Origin of the sequence: Paenibacillus sp. OSY-SE (genome assembly GCF_000283315.1) — a bacterium.
GTDB classification, from domain to species: domain Bacteria; phylum Bacillota; class Bacilli; order Paenibacillales; family Paenibacillaceae; genus Paenibacillus_B; species Paenibacillus_B profundus.
Genome location: NZ_ALKF01000178.1, coordinates 14,590 through 31,586, shown reverse-complemented (window position 1 = coordinate 31,586; position 16,997 = coordinate 14,590). Strand labels below are relative to the sequence as shown.

12 protein-coding genes are annotated in these 16,997 nt (G+C 50.2%); 11 read left to right on the top strand and 1 reads right to left on the bottom strand.

The annotated features are described in order from the left end of the window. The first annotated feature begins 18 nt into the window (after window positions 1-18). The 6 genes from A372_RS0113205 to A372_RS0113180 all read left to right on the top strand — a co-directional run bounded on the left by A372_RS0113205 (window position 19) and on the right by A372_RS0113180 (window position 8,202). Entirely contained in the window at window positions 19-1,110 is a 1,092-nt protein-coding gene (locus A372_RS0113205) for an ABC transporter ATP-binding protein (protein ID WP_019421330.1), read from the top strand. Then, window positions 1,103-1,897: an ABC transporter permease gene (locus tag A372_RS0113200; protein WP_019421329.1), complete on the top strand. Its 795-nt coding sequence runs from the start codon at window positions 1,103-1,105 to the stop codon at window positions 1,895-1,897. Before A372_RS0113205 ends, A372_RS0113200 begins: the two co-directional genes overlap by 8 nt. A 9-nt stretch (window positions 1,898-1,906) precedes the next feature. Beyond that, entirely contained in the window at window positions 1,907-2,692 is a 786-nt protein-coding gene (locus tag A372_RS0113195; RefSeq protein ID WP_019421328.1) for an ABC transporter permease, read from the top strand. Window positions 2,693-2,972: 280 nt separating this feature from the next. After that, a complete protein-coding gene (locus tag A372_RS0113190) occupies window positions 2,973-5,369 on the top strand; it encodes a S8 family serine peptidase (RefSeq protein WP_157259549.1) in 2,397 nt (798 codons plus the stop codon). Between the two features lie 102 nt (window positions 5,370-5,471). Further along, complete coding sequence (gene bcp / locus A372_RS0113185) at window positions 5,472-5,951, top strand: thioredoxin-dependent thiol peroxidase (protein ID WP_019421326.1); 480 nt, start codon at window positions 5,472-5,474, stop codon at window positions 5,949-5,951. A gap of 322 nt (window positions 5,952-6,273) precedes the next feature. Continuing rightward, window positions 6,274-8,202, top strand: a complete 1,929-nt coding sequence (locus tag A372_RS0113180; RefSeq protein WP_019421325.1) for an AraC family transcriptional regulator — start codon at window positions 6,274-6,276, stop codon at window positions 8,200-8,202. 264 nt (window positions 8,203-8,466) lie between these two features. Here A372_RS0113180 and A372_RS0113175 read toward each other — a convergent pair whose 3' ends face one another. After that, window positions 8,467-8,889, bottom strand: coding sequence for a hypothetical protein (locus tag A372_RS0113175; RefSeq protein ID WP_237728535.1), 423 nt, complete (start codon window positions 8,887-8,889; stop codon window positions 8,467-8,469). 19 nt (window positions 8,890-8,908) lie between these two features. Between A372_RS0113175 and A372_RS0113170 the strand changes: the two genes are divergently transcribed. The 5 genes from A372_RS0113170 to A372_RS0113145 all read left to right on the top strand — a co-directional run bounded on the left by A372_RS0113170 (window position 8,909) and on the right by A372_RS0113145 (window position 16,853). Then, complete coding sequence (locus tag A372_RS0113170; protein WP_019421323.1) at window positions 8,909-9,397, top strand: hypothetical protein; 489 nt, start codon at window positions 8,909-8,911, stop codon at window positions 9,395-9,397. Between the two features lie 980 nt (window positions 9,398-10,377). Further along, window positions 10,378-11,865 (top strand): efflux RND transporter periplasmic adaptor subunit, encoded by a 1,488-nt coding sequence (locus tag A372_RS0113160; RefSeq protein ID WP_083858848.1) that lies wholly within the window; start codon window positions 10,378-10,380, stop codon window positions 11,863-11,865. Beyond that, the gene (locus A372_RS0113155) at window positions 11,862-12,632 is read left to right on the top strand and encodes an ABC transporter ATP-binding protein (RefSeq protein WP_019421320.1); all 771 of its coding nucleotides are present in this window, start codon (window positions 11,862-11,864) and stop codon (window positions 12,630-12,632) included. Before A372_RS0113160 ends, A372_RS0113155 begins: the two co-directional genes overlap by 4 nt. Further along, window positions 12,568-13,752 carry an ABC transporter permease gene (locus A372_RS0113150; protein ID WP_036704136.1) on the top strand — a complete coding sequence of 395 codons (1,185 nt, stop codon included), beginning with the start codon at window positions 12,568-12,570 and terminating at the stop codon, window positions 13,750-13,752. Before A372_RS0113155 ends, A372_RS0113150 begins: the two co-directional genes overlap by 65 nt. Window positions 13,753-14,294: 542 nt before the next feature. Next, entirely contained in the window at window positions 14,295-16,853 is a 2,559-nt protein-coding gene (locus A372_RS0113145; RefSeq protein ID WP_019421318.1) for a LuxR C-terminal-related transcriptional regulator, read from the top strand. Window positions 16,854-16,997: the final 144 nt, after the last annotated feature.

The following is a 16,997-nucleotide window of genomic DNA, read 5'->3' as shown; positions in this document are numbered from 1 at the left end:
AGGGTGAACCATACAGCAATGAATGCCATAGAAGTAAGGGATTTGCGCAAAACGTTTCACGTGCAAAAAAACCGCGAAGGGCTGAAGGGCGCTTTGCTTGATTTATTTAAAAGGGAATATAGCGAGGTGATGGCCGTCAAAGATATTTCGTTCACGATTCCGCAAGGAGAAATATGCGGATATATCGGGGAGAACGGAGCGGGGAAATCAACCACAATCAAGATGCTGACCGGCATTCTGGTGCCGACCGCAGGCGAGCTCCATGTAAACGGGTATATTCCGTATGCAGAGCGGGAGAAGTTCGTGCGCGGCATCGGTGTCGTCTTCGGACAACGCAGCCAGCTCTGGTGGGATATTGGCGTCATCGAATCGTTCCGGCTCCTGCGCAAGGTGTACCGCGTGTCAGAAACAGACTTCAAGCGGCGCTTGGATGAGCTGGTGGAACGGCTGCAGCTGCAGGAGCTCTTGAATCGTCCGGTGCGCAAATTAAGCCTCGGTCAGCGCATGCGCTGCGAGCTGGTCGCCTCCTTGCTGCATCAGCCGTCTGTGTTGTTTTTGGATGAGCCGACCATCGGCTTGGATATCGTCGTCAAGACAGAGATCCGGGATTTTCTCCAAACGCTCAATAAAGAGCACGGCACGACCATCTTGTTGACGACGCATGATTTGCAAGATATCGAGGCGCTCTGTACGCGTGTCGTTATGCTGGATGATGGACGCATCATTTATGACGGCAGCTTGGACACGCTCAAGTCCACATGGGGCAAAGGGCGCGAGGTTCGATTCCAATTTGCGAAGCCAATGCGGTCAGGGGATACAGAAGCGCTCACATCGGGCTTGGACGTTAATTGGACGATGGAATCGCCGTATGAAGCGAGCGTGTTCGTACCGTTTGCCACGAATGTGTCCGAGGTAATCGGGCAAGTCGTGGGCGGCGCCTCCATCTCGGATTTGAAGATTATCGAGACGAACACCGACGACATCGTGCGGGAAATATACCGTACGGGGAGCGCTGAGCTGCCGGAAGACCCAATGGCAGACGATACTTCCGAGGCTTCCGCCGCCCGGGAAGAGAGCGAGAAGGAGAAGGAAGCGGTGACCCATGGCTAGCGCATATTTAGAGCTGATACGCATTCGATTTCTAATGATGCTCGCGTACCGCGTCAACTATTATTCCGGCATTTTAATCTATACGTTAAGCATCGGAGTGTACTATTTTACATGGCAAGCCATTTATGGAGGACAGGGGACCATTGCGGGCTTTACCGCAGATCAGATGACGACGTATATCGCCGTCTCTTGGATGGCGCGCGCCTTTTATTTCAATAACCTCGATCGGGAGATTGCCAATGAGATACGCGATGGCAGCGTAGCGATACAGTTCATCCGGCCTTATAACTATATTGTCGTGAAGATGATGCAGGGCTTTGGAGAAGGGCTGTTCCGGCTGCTCTTGTTCATGGCTCCGGGCATGGTCATCGCCTGCTTGCTGTTCCCGGTGCAGCTCCCGCGCGAACCGAAGCTGTGGCTTGTGTTTGCCTTTATGCTGTTCATGAGCTTTCTTATTAATTCGCAGTTGAACATCATTACCGGATTGACGGCGTTCTTCGTGGAAAATAACGAGGGCATGATTCGGATGAAGCGGGTCGTGGTCGACCTGTTCTCTGGCGTCATTGTGCCGATATCGTTTTTTCCGGGGTGGCTTATGCTGCTGAACCAATGGCTGCCGTTTCAAGCGATTACGTATTTGCCGAGCTCTGTCTTCACCGGCCGGATTGAGGATAGCCAGATTCTCACCGTCGTCGGCATCCAATTGCTCTGGTTCGTCATTCTAATTATTCCGATCGTCATCATGTGGCGCGCCGCAAGACAGCGGTTGTTCGTGCAAGGGGGGTAACGGCAGAAGATGTATTATATCGGACTCATCGGCGAATATTTGAAAAACTATATGAAGACGCGTCTAACCTACCGTGCGGACTTCTGGGTGGAAGTTGTGTCGGATCTGCTGTTCCAAGCGACGAATCTGATCTTCATCTTCATCGTCTTCATGCATACACCGACGCTCGCGGGCTGGACGCGTGACGAGATGGTGTTCGTCTACGGCTATTTCATGATTCCGTACGGCATATTCAGCTGCTTTTTCAATCTGTGGAGCTTCAGTGAACGATATATTGTAAAAGGGGAGATGGACCGCATTTTGACGCGGCCAGCGCATAACCTGTTTCAAATATTGCTCGAAAATGTAGACCCGCCGGCACTCATCGGTTCCGTCGTGGGCGCGCTCATTATGGGCATATGCTGGACGCAGCTCGGGCTCGACTTCGGCTTGGTGGAACTGCTGGTGTTGCTGCTGTTATTGGCTGGGTCTGTGCTCATCTACTTTGGCATTTATGCGGCGCTCACTTCCATCTCGTTCTATTCTGATGCGCCGACCGGCATATTGCCGCTCATCTGGAACATTCAGAGCTACGGGCGGTATCCGCTCACGATATACAACCGCTTCATTCAAGTATTGCTGACATGGATATTGCCTTTCGCTTTCGTCGGTGTCATTCCGGCCTCCTATTTCATGACAGGCAAAGGGATGACCCAGTTGGCGCTTCTCACGCCGATTATCGGCTTGCTGTTCCTGGCGATTGGCCTCACGATGTGGAATGTGGGCGTAAAACGCTACCGTGGAGCGGGATCGTAGGCTTTTTTTAGGGTTGGAAATAAACACCAAGCTTTCTTCGTAAAATGGCGAAGAAAGCTTTTTCTATTCTAGCAAAGAAAACTATTGAAATGTATTATTTTCCTTTATATTATATTGATATACATTTTTGTTCAATCCTTCAATCTGCTAATCTTGATTTCTCCTGAATTTTGCGGATTGTGTGAAAATGTAATAGTCAAATACGGAGGTGATGTTGTCAGTATTACTCGCATATGCGAGAGTATGCCAATTGAAAAGAGGAGGAATGAATTTGGTGAAGATGAAAAACAAAAAAGTGCTCTCTCTGGTGATGTCGCTTGCTATGGCGCTCAGTCTGATGACTCCGGCGGCCGGGGCGTACGAGAGTCCCCCGCTGGGCGGGCAGCCTGATCCCGTGCTGCATCTGAGAACAGGCAGCGTGAACCTGCATGAAGGCTCATGGAACGACGGGCTTATGCAGGAGGAGGGGGAAGCGGAACGTCAATTGTTCGTTGTTCAATTCAATGATGTCATTACAGAATCATCCAAGCAGCTACTGCTCCAGAATGGAGCGGAAATCGGAGATTACCTTCCCGATTTCGCCTATCTGGTACGTATGAACCCACAGCAAGCCGGCAGCCTCGCCGCACACGAACTCATTTACAGCGTCACTCCATATCAAGCCGAATGGAAGGACGGCACCATTCTTTCTTCTCAGCACATCCAGCCAGACACCTACATTATCTCGGTATTTAGAGGAAGCGAATCCAGCGTGGCCGAATTGCTGCAACAGCAAGCGGCTGAATCCGCCATCGTGCACGAAGGCTACATCGAAGCCGTGCTAAGCGATGAGCAGATTCCCCAAGTGCTTCGACATCCGGACGTGACATTCGTCGAACCGAAGCCGAAAGAAGAGGTATACAACGATTTCGTAACCAATCAAATCGGCGCGTCTACGCCAACCGGCGTTTGGAGCCGCGGGCTGACCGGCAAAGGTCAAGTTGTCAGCGTGGCCGACAGTGGTCTGGATTCAGGGAATCTAAGCACGCTGCATAAAGATTTCGAAGGTCAGCTGCATGCTACGCCTGCCCCTAATCCGTCGACCGGGACATGGTCCGACACGAATGGGCATGGCACTCACGTGGCCGGCACGGTTCTCGGCAACGGAGCGATGTCTGACGGCAAGTATAGAGGAACCGCGCACGGCGCGAAGCTGCTCTTCCAAGCCATCGGTTGCGGCGGCGACTCGATATGCCCTGGCGATGTGCGGGAATTGTTCGGCACGGCGAAGCAGCAGGGTGCATCCATTCATACGAACTCCTGGGGAGCCCGCTTCAACTATTCGTACAATGCCAACTCCTCCCGCGTTGACGAATATACGTTTGGCAATAAGGACTTTACTGTATTGTTCGCAGCCGGGAACGATGGAAGCTCGAACAACACGGTTTCATCGCCAGGCAATGCCAAAAACACGATTACGGTCGGCAATCTGCTGAAAAGCAATCCGAATCAAATCGCCCCTACCTCCAGCAGAGGTTATGCCATTGACGGCCGGATAAAGCCGGATCTCGTCGTAACCGGCTCCAACATTATTTCGACTCGTTCCTCAGCTTCATCAAGACAGCCTAATCCGAACCAATACTACACGAGCCTGTCGGGCACTTCCATGGCAACTCCGGCCGTTGCCGGATCGGCAGCCATCGTCCGCCAATTTTATATCGACAAGAAGAATGTGACTCCATCGTCGGCACTCATCAAAGCTACGCTCATTAACGGAGCGGATGATGTAGGCTACGGCTGGATGAGCAGAGAGACAGGATGGGGCCGCGTGAACCTGGTCAATTCGCTCTCTCCGACGGACGGCAGACAAGGAGACTTCGTCGATAACAAGACGGGCTTGAAGACAGGTGACTCCACATCGTATCGCGTTAAAGCCTCAGCCGGCAAACCGTTGAAAATCTCTCTGGTCTGGAGCGATTATCAAGGAGCTGTTCAAGCCGGCAAGCAACTGGTTAATGACCTCGATCTTGAAGTAAAGACTCCGAGCGGCCAAATATTTAAAGGCAACTGCTTTGTGCAAAACACGGCAAGCTCTACATGCTCCAACTATGACCATGTGAATAATGTCGAAAATGTGTATGTGTCCACTGCGGCAACCGGTGAATATACTGTGACGATCAAGGGGTATAACGTGCCGCAAGCGTCGCAGCCGTTTGCTCTAGTCGTATCGGGGAACGCAGCCGAGATTCTCGGCGAAGGTCCGGGTGAACCGATGCCTGTGGAGCTGAAGGCGCCTGAGCAATTGACCGTAACGGCGCTGACTTACAACACGGTCAGCCTGTCATGGACCGACCCGAACGGGACTGGTCAAGGCATTAAGTACGAGGTGTACAACCAAGAGGAAAAGGTCGGGACTAGCGGAACAACGAACTATACCGTGGCAGGACTTATCCCTGGGCAGACCTATACGTTTACGGTGAAGGCCGTTAGCGAACAGGGTAAGGCGTCTCCGCCGAGCCAATCGGTGACCGCGAAGCTGCCTGCCGAATTCGAGCCGTGGAAGGCGAGATACGCATACAAGTTGAACGATCTGGTGTCATATCAAGGCAGCATATACAAATGCATAACAGCACATACATCGTTGGTAAGCTGGGAGCCGCCTAACGTGCCGGCGTTGTGGTCCCGCGTGCAGCAATAAGCTGATGGACAGCGGACGTCCCTTTTTGAAAATGGATGCGGCAAATGATAAGCTAGAGGCAGCAAAGCGGTGGCGATGGCCATCCGAAAGAGGTGTATACTGATGACGCAATCCGTTCAAGCGCAAGTCGGACAAATCGTACCTGATTTTACGTTGCCGGCTTCCGGCGGGCAGGACGTCCGCTTAAGCGATTACCGCGGCAAGAAAGTCGTCCTTTACTTCTACCCGAAGGATATGACACCGGGCTGCACGCAGGAATCATGCGATTTCCGCGATTACCACGGGGATTTTGCAACACATAACGCCGTAGTGCTCGGCATTAGCCCAGACGATCTGAAATCTCATGCTAAATTCATTGAGAAGCACAGCCTTCCGTTCACACTGCTCTCCGATACGGAGCACAAGGTGGCCGAACTGTTCGGCGTATGGCAGCTGAAGAAGCTGTACGGCCGGGAATATTACGGTATCGTGCGTTCGACCTTCCTTATCGATGAGGAGGGCAAGCTGGCCAAGGAATGGCGCAACGTAAAGGTGAAAGAGCACACGACAGAGGTGCTTGAGGCTGTGCGCATACTGGGATAACCGAATAATGAATAGGTGGAGCGGCTCAAGGTCTGGAGACTTTGGGCCGCTTTTGCATTGGGCTGTGCGAGTTTGAGAAGAGTGTGATCGTTATTGCCTAATTGAATTGGAATTACCATTTTAATGGAGCAATCGACAGGAGTTGTTCCCAGTTCCGGGCACGTTCGTCCTTTTTGCAGACGTCCGCTTCAGCTGTGGTATTGAGAGTGATTATCATTTATAATAAGTGCAATCGGTTTGCGGAAAGCGAATGCCTGGCGGGATCGATATCTTTGGCTGCGCAACGGACAACCGCAAAGGTCCATGAGGAGTTGAGCAGGTTATGAACCTGAGTGAACATATTGTGCTTTGGAACCACGCCTCGGTCAGGCTGATGGATATCCGGCACACAAACATGAAGGCCGGCGAGGAGTTGCAATTCTATAACCTTCCGGCCAGCTTTTTTTTATTTGCGGCACGCGGCGGCGCTCACGTGCAGTTGGACGGCGTGTCGTATCACACCAAGCGATTTCATTTGCTGCACGGCGGCAAAGGTACATGTTTGGACATTTACACAACAAAAGAGGAGTTTGAATATTATTTAATCTTGTACAAGGCTGTTATTCCCCTTCCTTGCAGGCAAGAGATTCTGGAGTTGATGAACCGAATACGTCCGTTTCAGCTTCAATACAAAATTGTGCCGTACTCCCCGTTATCTTTTTTAGCAAAAATAGAAGAAATGGATCGAGAATGGCGAATGGCGGGCGAGTTGGAGCATTTTCATGTCAAAGCCCTGTTTTATCAATGTGTGTATGAGCTGCTGCAGCAGCTTCAGAGAGAAGGGGGTCACATAGTTGAAACGGGCCCTGTATCTCAAGCCGTACGATATATGCAAGATCATTATGCAGAACTCATTACATTGGACTCATTGGCGGACAAACTCAATTGCAGTGTCGGTCATTTGGGCAAGTTATTTAAGAGCGAGATCAATTACAGCCCGATCCAATATTTGACGCAAATCAGAATAAAAGAAGCTAAGGAGCTGCTGCTTGCTTCGGATGCGACTCTGGAAGAGATAGCTATACGCGTCGGGTATCTGGACAAGTATTATTTCAGCCGGATTTTTAAAAAACATACGGGAACATCGCCCATTCAATTCAGAAACCGACTTGGCACGGTCGATAAAAATGCAAATCGTCCATTGAGATGGCGCAGAACATCCATTGGCGGCAGAAAGCTGGGGTATTATAGTAACAATGATAATAATAATCGTTATCAATGTTACAGAGAGGGAGATATACCCATGCTTAAAAGCACAAAGATGTTAGCCGCCATCCTGTTCTGTCTGAGCTTGTTTTTGAGCGCTTGCTCGGGAGCTTCGACAACCTCCGGGAATGTTACGGGAGGCGTTCAAGCAGCACCGGGACAGGAATCGCAGGCGGGAACGGCGGACAAGACCAGAACCATATCGACGATAAAGGGAGACATCAAGATTCCGGACAAGCCTCAGCGTATCGTCGTCGATCTCTACCTTGGCAGCTTCATCGCATTAAACGTGAAGCCGATCGGCACCCCAGAGAAAAATTTAAAAAATCCCTATTATTCCAATAAGCTCGAAGGAGTAGAAAATATCGGGGAATATGAAGCCATCTCGCTTGAGAAAATCGTGGCGCTGCAGCCCGATCTGATCGTTACGGGCAATGAGCCGGCATACGATTCATTCAGCAAAATCGCGCCGACAATTCTCGTTCCGTTCGGCAATCTGAAAACGGCGCATGAGGAAGTAGCCTACTTCGGCAAAGTGCTGGGAAAAGAACGGGAAGCGGAGGCTTGGCTGGCTGATTATGACAAACGGATTGCGGACGCACGGGCGAAGCTGGACAAGGTTGTGCCGGCAGAGGCGACATTTTCTATCATGGAAGACTGGGGCAAAATGGTAGGCGTGTTTGGCGACAACTTCGGCCGCGGCGGACAAGCCGTCTATCAGGCTCTCGGTCGTAAGCTTCCTGTCAAACACGCGGCGGAAATAATGGAGCAGCAGTCGGTGGAAGTATCAATGGAAGTCATTCATGAATTTGCAGGCGACTATATTATTTTCACTTCAGACAAGCGTACGTACGGGGACTTGAAGTCCGATCCGATCTGGGGAACGTTGGATGCGGTCAAAAACGATCGTGTATATATTTGGAAGAGTGAGAAATCGTGGTATTTTGATCCGATTGCGACTTTGTCACAAATGGAGGAGCTCGCCGCATGGTTAGCCGGGGAGTAGCTCCAGGCCGTTAATCTTCCCGGTATTTTCACTGCGAGTGATAAAGAACATTTTCCCAATGAGCCGCGAAAAGGCGGCTTTTTTATAGGGGGTGTCTGCAATAACAATTCCCGGCTAAGCGCTTTTTTTTATTCATCCCTAAATACGATTAGCCCAGAATGGCACTTATATCGATTATTTATATGTTGTGTCCAAGTGAACAGATAGACAAGCCTGTTTTACTCTACATAATCCAATAGGTTCTATTCATCGCCTTTCTGCATTTTATTTTCTTTTAACTAAATAAATGATGGCAAATATGGTGAAATAGACAAATGCGAACGCCAAAGAAGTATTCTTCATTGTCTTATCATCGGAAAAAATTTGAATGAAAAAATTAAATCCTAAAACGACTGCGTACCCAGTGTAAACTTCTGTTGATTTTTCCACGCTCTCTGTTTGCTTTCTCCCGTCTATTATTTTTAATGTGAGCACCAAAATCCAGAAATATATAATTGCGCACGAAAGAGCAATATCCTTAATGAGCTGATCGGGAATAAAAAAATGAGTAAAAACAGCAATTGCTACGATGACGGCGAGGATGATGTAATGTATTGTTAGTTTTTTCAATAAAAACCACTCCTGTTCCTGAAAATCAATACGTTTTGGAGTCAAGACACTGTCGCTTGTCACCGCAATTGCTGTCACCGTTTTTTCATTAGGAAGTGTGGCAAGTGCAGCTGCCAGTCATGTAAGTACGCCTGTTGGCGGAGAAAGTTCGCTGGCCGATCCGAACTTTGTTCAAGCGGAAAGAGTTCTCGATGCAATTGAAAGAATGCCTGACAGCGTCATTAACAGCGGTCCTGATGCGATCATTGAGTGGTTGAATACGAATACGGAGTTTCAAATCTCCGAGTTTGAAACAAGTGGGGCTATTGGGTGCGTGTCTGCAGTAGTAGTAGCCTTGGCATCTCTCGTTTATGCGCCTGCAAAGCTTGCGAAAATAAAAGATGCCATGAAAGCAGCCGGCGGTACTGTGAAGTTTATGAACAAAGTGTTGGAAACCTACAAAGTCGCTAAAGGAATGGGCTTATCTACTATGGAGGCTATAAAAATGGGTGTGCAGGATGCTGCCAAAACTGCCGGAAAGGAAGTTGTAGAAGCTATAATAGGATTTTTCGGTGTGGGAGCTATCTACTCCGCTTGCTTTGAATAAAATGGACTCATACATATAGACCTCATGCGGTGAGGTCTATTTTTTTTCCTCATCAGGCCGAATCAATTCATTAATCCCCGTCTCAGCGACTCTATAACTATTCTACTCTCAATGTAATCTTTGGATCGTTTTATGCTAGTCTTCATTTTTAAGCTGCTTATTTCCTCTTAACCAGATAAAGGATTGCAAATATGGCGAAATAGAAAAATGTGCACGCCATGGAAATATCCTTAATTGTCTTATCTCCGGCAAAAATTTGAATGAAAAAATTAATCCCTAAAATGACAACGTGGGCAATGTGAACTTTCGTCACTTTTTCCACGCCGTCTTTCTGCGTTCTATCGTCTCTTAACTTGAATATGAATACAAGTATGCAGAAATAAAGAATTATACATGAAAACGCGATATTCTTTAGCATCTGATCATCGATAAAAACTTGAATGAAAATATTAACTGGTAGAATAACAGCGAGCACAACGGTGGCGATTATAGTGTAAGATATATGCGCATTTCTCAACATAAACCACTTCCATCTCTAAAATCCAATGTTTACAATATTATACATCAGGATAATAGTAGGCGGCGGTACTGTGAAATTTGTAAATAAAGTGCTGGAAACCTAATTTGAATAAAATCGATTCGTACATATAGACCTCACGCGGTGAGGTCTATTACTTTTTTATGTTAGGCAGGATGATTCAATTCCCGCGTTAGCGCCTCTATATTGATACAGCCCCAAATAAGAACTATTTCTCCTAAATGACACTTATATTAGTTATTTATATAATATGCCATCGTGCAAAGGAAAGCAAACGGTATCCGAACGGCCTTACGTTTTCAGCATTTACTCAGCTAACGCTCAGTTTGTGCTCAGTTACCTTTAAGGATCCATTCAGCTAAGGTAGGTATGATGGGAACAATGAACAGCCCGGACATGTCGCGGGCTGTTCTGTAGAACCGGTAAAGGTGGACTTGACGCGATGAGGAAGTGGATGATCGTATTAGGAATCGTCATTGCAGCAGGGGCGGCTGCAGGATTCTATTTTACGCGGCAGCAGACGGAGCAATCGTCGGCGGACCCCGTGCCAACTCGAACGGTACAGGCGACCAGAGGGCGCATAGAAACGAAAGTGTCCGGTTCTGGAATGGTCGGAGTTGCACAAGAGAGCAATGTGAAAGCGGCTTATAAAGGGACAGTCAGCAAAATTAACTTCAAGGTCGGAGACAAGGTGAAGAAAGGACAGACGATCGTTGAGTTCAAAAAAACGGACAATTCCGAGAAGATCAAGCAAACCGAGCTCTCCCTAAAGAAACAGCAATTGCAGATGGAGCAGCTTCAGAAGCAGTATAAAGAAGCGGCGGAGGAAAGCAGGGACTCTATTAGAATCAATATAAAATCGTTAACGCTAGAGATAGAACAAAATGAATCAACGATCGCCAGCTTGCGGAAGGAAGAAGCGGAGAACCATGACGTTGCCGCCCCGGTTGCGGGCACGGTCACGGCGAGCGAGATTGAAGTCGGAGGCGATGTGAACGAGAACACCGTCGTGGCGGTCATCGTCGATTATACCAACCTGGAGTTCACCATGTCGGCGGATGAACTCGATGTGCCGAAAATCAAGGCGGGACAGACGGCGGAAGTGACACTGAACGCATTCCCGGACAACGTGTTTACAGGAAAAATCAATACGATTGCCAATGAAGGCAAGAGCTCCAACGGCGTTGCGACCTATGAGGTAAAGATTGGCTTATCCAACGCCGCAGGCGTTCTCTCCGGCATGTCCGGCCAAGCGGAAATTGTTACGAATGCGAAGCAGGACGTTGTTCTTGTCCCGGTAGAGGCGGTCGTCGCCATGGGCGGCAAGCATTTCGTCCGAGTGCCTGGCGGCGGAGGGGCATCCGCCACAGCGCCTAACGCCGGAGAGCTGCCGTTGGAACGAGCGGGCGATGCGCCGGATGGCGCTCAAGCCGAGCCGGCAGGGAGAGAATCCGGGCGGGAAGGCGGCAGCAGGGCTGGAAGCGGTCTGGCGGATGGCGCTGGAAGCGACGCTGGCAGCATGGATGGCCGTGCCGCCAGCGGGAATGGAGGTGGAGATGCAGCAGGAGGCAATACAGGAAGCAGCAATAGAAGCAGCGCCCGAGGCAATTCCGGCAATAGGGCGGCAGGAAGCAGCGCAGGCAATGGAGCTGCAGCCGGGCAGGATAATGACGGCGCGATCCGGCGAATGGGCCAGGCTTCTGGCGGAACGCTGAGAGAAGTGACCGTTGGCATCAGCAATGACTCCTATGCCGAAATCATTTCCGGCCTGAGTGAAGGCGACTCTGTAATCCTTGCCGCGCCGCAAGGAAAGGCAGGCGGGTCGACCGAGCAAAGACAGCAGATAAGAGGCATGGGAGGCGGCGTCATTGGCGGCGGCAGCTTCTCGGGTGGCGGGTTTCCTAATGGCGGCGGAGGCAGCCGCCGATGAGAGAGCATGCAGCATCCGGCAGTGGTGATGTCCTGATCTCGATCCGGGACGTGAGGAAAGCATACAGAATGGGTTCAGAGGAAGTGACCATTCTTCGCGGGGTCAATCTGGAGATTCGCCAAGGCGATTTTGTGGCGATTATCGGTCCGTCCGGCTCAGGCAAGTCGACGCTGATGAATGTCATCGGCTGTCTGGATACGCCGAGCTCTGGGAGCTATACGCTGGACGGTATGGAAGTGAGCGGATTAAGCGATAACAAGCTGGCGGAAGTTCGCAATCGGAAAATCGGCTTCATCTTTCAAAGCTTTCACCTTCTTCCGAAGCTGAGCGCTATTGAAAATGTGGAGTTGCCGCTCATTTACCGGGGATTGTCGAACAAGGAGCGCCGTGAAGCGGCAGTCAAGGCGCTGCAGCAGGTAGGTTTGGACGGCAGAATGGGCCATCGGCCGAGCGAGCTCTCAGGGGGACAGCAGCAGCGGGTTGCGATAGCTCGGGCACTGGCCACTCATCCGCCGATTCTGCTTGCGGATGAACCGACCGGCGCATTGGATACGAGGACCGGCAAGGAAGTGTTGGGACTAATTGAGGAGTTGAATAGCGCCGGGCATACGATTGTGTTAATCACCCACGACTTGGAAGTAGCCGCGCGGGCCAAAAGAGTCGTATTCATGAATGACGGCATCTTGACCGAGGAAAGGGGGGATGGACGTGAAGCTGTCGCAAGGGTTCAGAATGTCATGGCACAGCATTCTGGCCAACAAGCTTAGAACCTTCCTTTCCATGCTAGGGATTTTGATCGGAGTCGCCACGGTAATCTCGCTTGTGGCAATGGGACAAGGCTCTTCCAATGAAGTGGAGAAATCGTTGCAGAGCTTGGGCACGAATATGTTGTCGGTAAACATAATGGGCCGCGGAAGCGTGACGACATTATCCTTGGATGATGCGGTTCACTTGGCCGACGGAATCGAGGATATCGAAGGAGTCGCTCCGATTGTCTCCGGGAATGCAGCCGTAAAATACGGCACGACGGAATCCGCCTCGGTGTCTGTTGAAGGAATTACGCCGGACTATGAGACGGTCAAAGATTTCAAGCATCAGAGCGGCCGCTATATCGTCCCGCTGGATGTGTCGAACTATTCCAGAGTGGCGCTGCTAGGCGTCAATACGGCTGCCGACTTGTTCGGCTCCGAGGACCCGACGGGCAAGACAGTGCTGCTTAACGGCGTCCGGTTCAAGGTAGTGGGACTGCTGGAGCCGAAGGGAAGCTCGCTTGGCGGCTCGAACGACGATAAGGTGCTGATTCCGATTACGACGGCGCAGCGGCTGTTCCAATCGGCAGGCATCCGTTCCATCAGCGTTAAGGTGGCCGAGGAGGATAAGATGGCTGCGGTCGTAAGCCAGATTGAAGCGAAGCTGGCGGAATTGTTCCGCGGCAATACGGACAGCTTCAACGTTTTTAATCAACAGGATGTCAAGGATACGATGAGCTCCATATCCAAGACGATGTCGATGATGATGGCGGGCGTTGCCTGTATTTCGCTTGTCATCGGCGGAATCGGGATTATGAACATCATGCTCGTGTCGGTAACCGAACGCACGCGTGAAATCGGCATTCGCAAATCTCTGGGCGCCAAGAAACGGGACATATTAGTTCAATTTCTGATCGAGGCGGTCATTATTAGCGGAATGGGCGGATTGGCCGGAATCGGTCTGGCTTATGCCGCTTGTTATGCCATGACTCATTATTTTGAAATGGCAACTGAAATCAAGGCGAACATTATTAGTTACTCTTTTGTGTTTTCGGCGGCAATCGGCATTTTGTTCGGTATTTTTCCGGCTAACAAAGCCGCTTCCTTGAAGCCGGTAGACGCTTTGCGGCACGATTGAAGAAAGGGACTGGCAGTGCTGTGCTGTTGGCCATTATATGGTTGGTCTATCTGTCAGGCCCATATGAAAAGGCAGCCGGCTCATCCGACATGGATGACATGGCTGTCTTTTTTACTTATGGATGCAACTTTTTGTGCCATACATGTCAACGTGGAAGGTTGGGACGTCTCTACTTGTCTCATCCATTGGATTTCGTCCAATGAATAAGCCGGGTGCATCTCATTAAAGTCGATTACATTGGATTTCATCCAGTGGTTTGGCACTCTATCCGCATCTATGGCTGAGAAACAGCCCGATCCATTGGACAAATTACAGTCTACATGCCGTTTAGCCGCTGAGTCCGTACATTTGACTGTATATTTTCCAATGGCGCTTACACCGGCTTAACCAGGGCCATGGTTAGAAGCCCCGCAAATGCTTGCTTCGACTCAACCTCAGACTAACCAATAGGAGACATTGTCAGCATTCCCCCGCCAAATTTATTTAATTTTTTCCATTATTGCTCTACAATGATAATGGAAATGGGAAAGGGGATACCGACGATGATGATATCCACGAAAATACATCCACCGCGTTCAAGGCTGCCGCTGGTTGAGCGTGAGCGCTTGCTGCAGCTTCTTGATGAGGGCTTGAACTGTAAATTGACCGTAGTTACGGCTCCGGCCGGGTTCGGCAAATCGACGCTGCTTGGCGCTTGGGCAAGCCGTCATGAGCATGCGGCATGGGTGACGCTTGATCGGCAGGAGAACGATTGGGTAAGTTTCTGGTCATATATAATGGCGGCGGTCGGCGCTGCGCATCAAGAGTCCGGTATCCAAGCGGAAGCAATGACATCGCGGATCAATCCGCGCAATCCCCACATCTGGATGGGAGAAGTCATTCGCGTTTTGACTCAGCTGCCAGCCCCATTCGTTATTGTGCTTGATGATTACCATGTCATCGAAAATGAGCAGATCCACCGTTCGATGTCGTATCTATTGCGGCATTTACCAGAATATATTCATATTTACATCGGAAGCCGTAACGAACCGCCTTTACGACTGCCCCAGCTTCGATTGCGAGGAGAATTGCACAAGGTTGGCATGCAAGAGCTGCGCTTTACCGGTGATGAGGGAGCGGCTTTCTTTCAACATTGTTTAAGCTTGCCGCTGGCCCGACGCGAGGCGGACATGCTGGTCGCCCGGACGGAAGGATGGATCGGCTGCATGCAACTCGCTGCCCTTTCCTTGAGGGAGAAACGGGAATATAAGGAGTTTATTCGTCATTTTTCTGGACAACACCGCGATGTGGCTGAGTTTTTGCTCATGGAGGTGTTGGACAATCAGCCGGAGCGCACGAAAAAGTTTTTACTGTATACATCGATATGCAGCCGGATGTCCGGGCCGCTATGCGAAGCGATTACCGGACAAGCAGGAGGACAGACGGAGCTGGAGGAACTGGAACGTTCTCACCTGTTTGTTATCCCGCTGGATGATGAACGGGGTTGGTATCGCTATCATTATTTGTTTCAAGACTTTTTGCAGGCGCAGCTGAAGAAGCGATCTCCCGGACAGGCAACGAGACTATATGCGCTAGCGGGGAAATGGCTGGAAGAGCACGGTCTGGCCGAGGAGGCAGTAGAACATTATTTGCTCGGCGAGCAGTATGAAGATGCCTTGCGGATGATCGAGGGGCTTCGGGATCGGATTGCGCAATCGAAGCTGGAGACGATGCTGCGGTGGCTTTCTGCCATACCGCCGCGAATTTTGAATCGGACGCCCCAGCTCGATTTATTCTGCATATGCTTGCTGTTGTACAACGGACGGTTATCAGAAGCGGAAGAGCGAATCGAGGTAATGGAGGCTTCTCTGCAGCAGGCCAGGAATGTGGAATCCGAAGCAGAGCATCGGCTTAGAAGCAGCGCTCTATCGTTAATTCGCATGATGCTGGCGCATCATCAAAGAGATTTTACAGCGGTGCTTCGCTATTTCGAGCAATGTGTCGACGAGGTTCCCGAGAGCAACAGCGGTATCCTGCATCTTATTACTCATCAATTGGACTTGGGTTTAGTAGATAACAATTTGATTGCCCATATCGGAAGCTTGCGTGTGGCGGAACAAATCATATTGCGTTCTATTGAAGTATGGGAGAAGAAGCAACATAGCGCCTTTGCAGCCGTATCCTATGAAAATTACAGTCACCTGCTGTATGAATGGAACCGTCTGGACGAAGCAGAGCATTGGGCGGCGCTAGCGCTCAAGACAAAAGCGGAATCGGTGCCGGTTGCTCTCTATGCCGCCTTTACGATGGCGCGGATTCTGCAGGTGAGAGAAGCTGCCCCGCAGGCGCTGGAAATTATGCTGCAGCTTAAGAACCGTTATACCGTCCAGGAGCATGGGCAGGCAGTTCAGCGAATATCGGTCGAATTGGCGCGGCTCGCCTTGGCGCAAGGAGATATCAAGCAGGCGGAAGCATGGATTCAAGAAAGCGGGATAGATCAATTAGAAGATGAATTTTCTCTTAACCAAATCTATGAATATTATGTATTGGCACAAACGCGGGTAGCGTCGGGGCGATATGAAGAGGCCATTCTCCTCTTGGAGAAGCTGAATCAGCTGGCAAGACAGCACAGCCGTCAAGGTGATGTAGTGCGGACGTTGGCGCTGCACAGTGTTGCATATTATTGTGCAGGCAATGTTCAGCCGGCGATGCATAAATTAGGGGAAGCGCTTGAAATTGCCGAAGAAGAAGGCTATATTCGCTCGTTCACGGATGAAGGGGCTCCGATGCTTGAGCTGCTGGCCGCGTACGTGCGGATGCGGCAAACAAGTTTTTTGCGCGGAGAGAAGTTCCGTGTCAGGTTGGAATATGTCAAAAAATTAATAGGGTGCCTCCGGCAAGAGCATGGAGATGACGAAACGCTGAAGAGCAGCCTGCTGACAGGTCAGGAATTGAAAGTGCTGCAGCTGATCGAGAGTGAACTGACGAACAAAGAGATTGCCGCCGAGCTAACCGTGAGTGTGGCTACGATTAAAACCCATATTAACAATATTTACCGCAAGATGAATGTGAAGAGCCGCTTCGAGGCGGTGCATCGCGGAAAAGAATTGCACTTATTATGACATGCACCCCTTAGAATTCATCGGATAAACCATGGAGAGAAAATTCCTCTGTTTAGTCGGCCTGTCGAACTTATTTGCAACGCCGTTATGTAAAAAGTCACCTATAGTGTATAATTAGACATGCATTTTTCATATTGTTTTTTG

Coding starts and splice junctions, on each gene's coding strand:
- A372_RS0113180 (WP_019421325.1), top strand. CDS start 6,274: ATGAACCTGAGTGAACATATTGTGCTTTGGAACCACGCCTCGGTCAGG.
- A372_RS0113205 (WP_019421330.1), top strand. CDS start 19: ATGAATGCCATAGAAGTAAGGGATTTGCGCAAAACGTTTCACGTGCAA.
- bcp (WP_019421326.1), top strand. CDS start 5,472: ATGACGCAATCCGTTCAAGCGCAAGTCGGACAAATCGTACCTGATTTT.
- A372_RS0113160 (WP_083858848.1), top strand. CDS start 10,378: ATGAGGAAGTGGATGATCGTATTAGGAATCGTCATTGCAGCAGGGGCG.
- A372_RS0113195 (WP_019421328.1), top strand. CDS start 1,907: ATGTATTATATCGGACTCATCGGCGAATATTTGAAAAACTATATGAAG.
- A372_RS0113155 (WP_019421320.1), top strand. CDS start 11,862: ATGAGAGAGCATGCAGCATCCGGCAGTGGTGATGTCCTGATCTCGATC.
- A372_RS0113150 (WP_036704136.1), top strand. CDS start 12,568: ATGGACGTGAAGCTGTCGCAAGGGTTCAGAATGTCATGGCACAGCATT.
- A372_RS0113200 (WP_019421329.1), top strand. CDS start 1,103: ATGGCTAGCGCATATTTAGAGCTGATACGCATTCGATTTCTAATGATG.
- A372_RS0113145 (WP_019421318.1), top strand. CDS start 14,295: ATGATGATATCCACGAAAATACATCCACCGCGTTCAAGGCTGCCGCTG.
- A372_RS0113190 (WP_157259549.1), top strand. CDS start 2,973: ATGAAAAACAAAAAAGTGCTCTCTCTGGTGATGTCGCTTGCTATGGCG.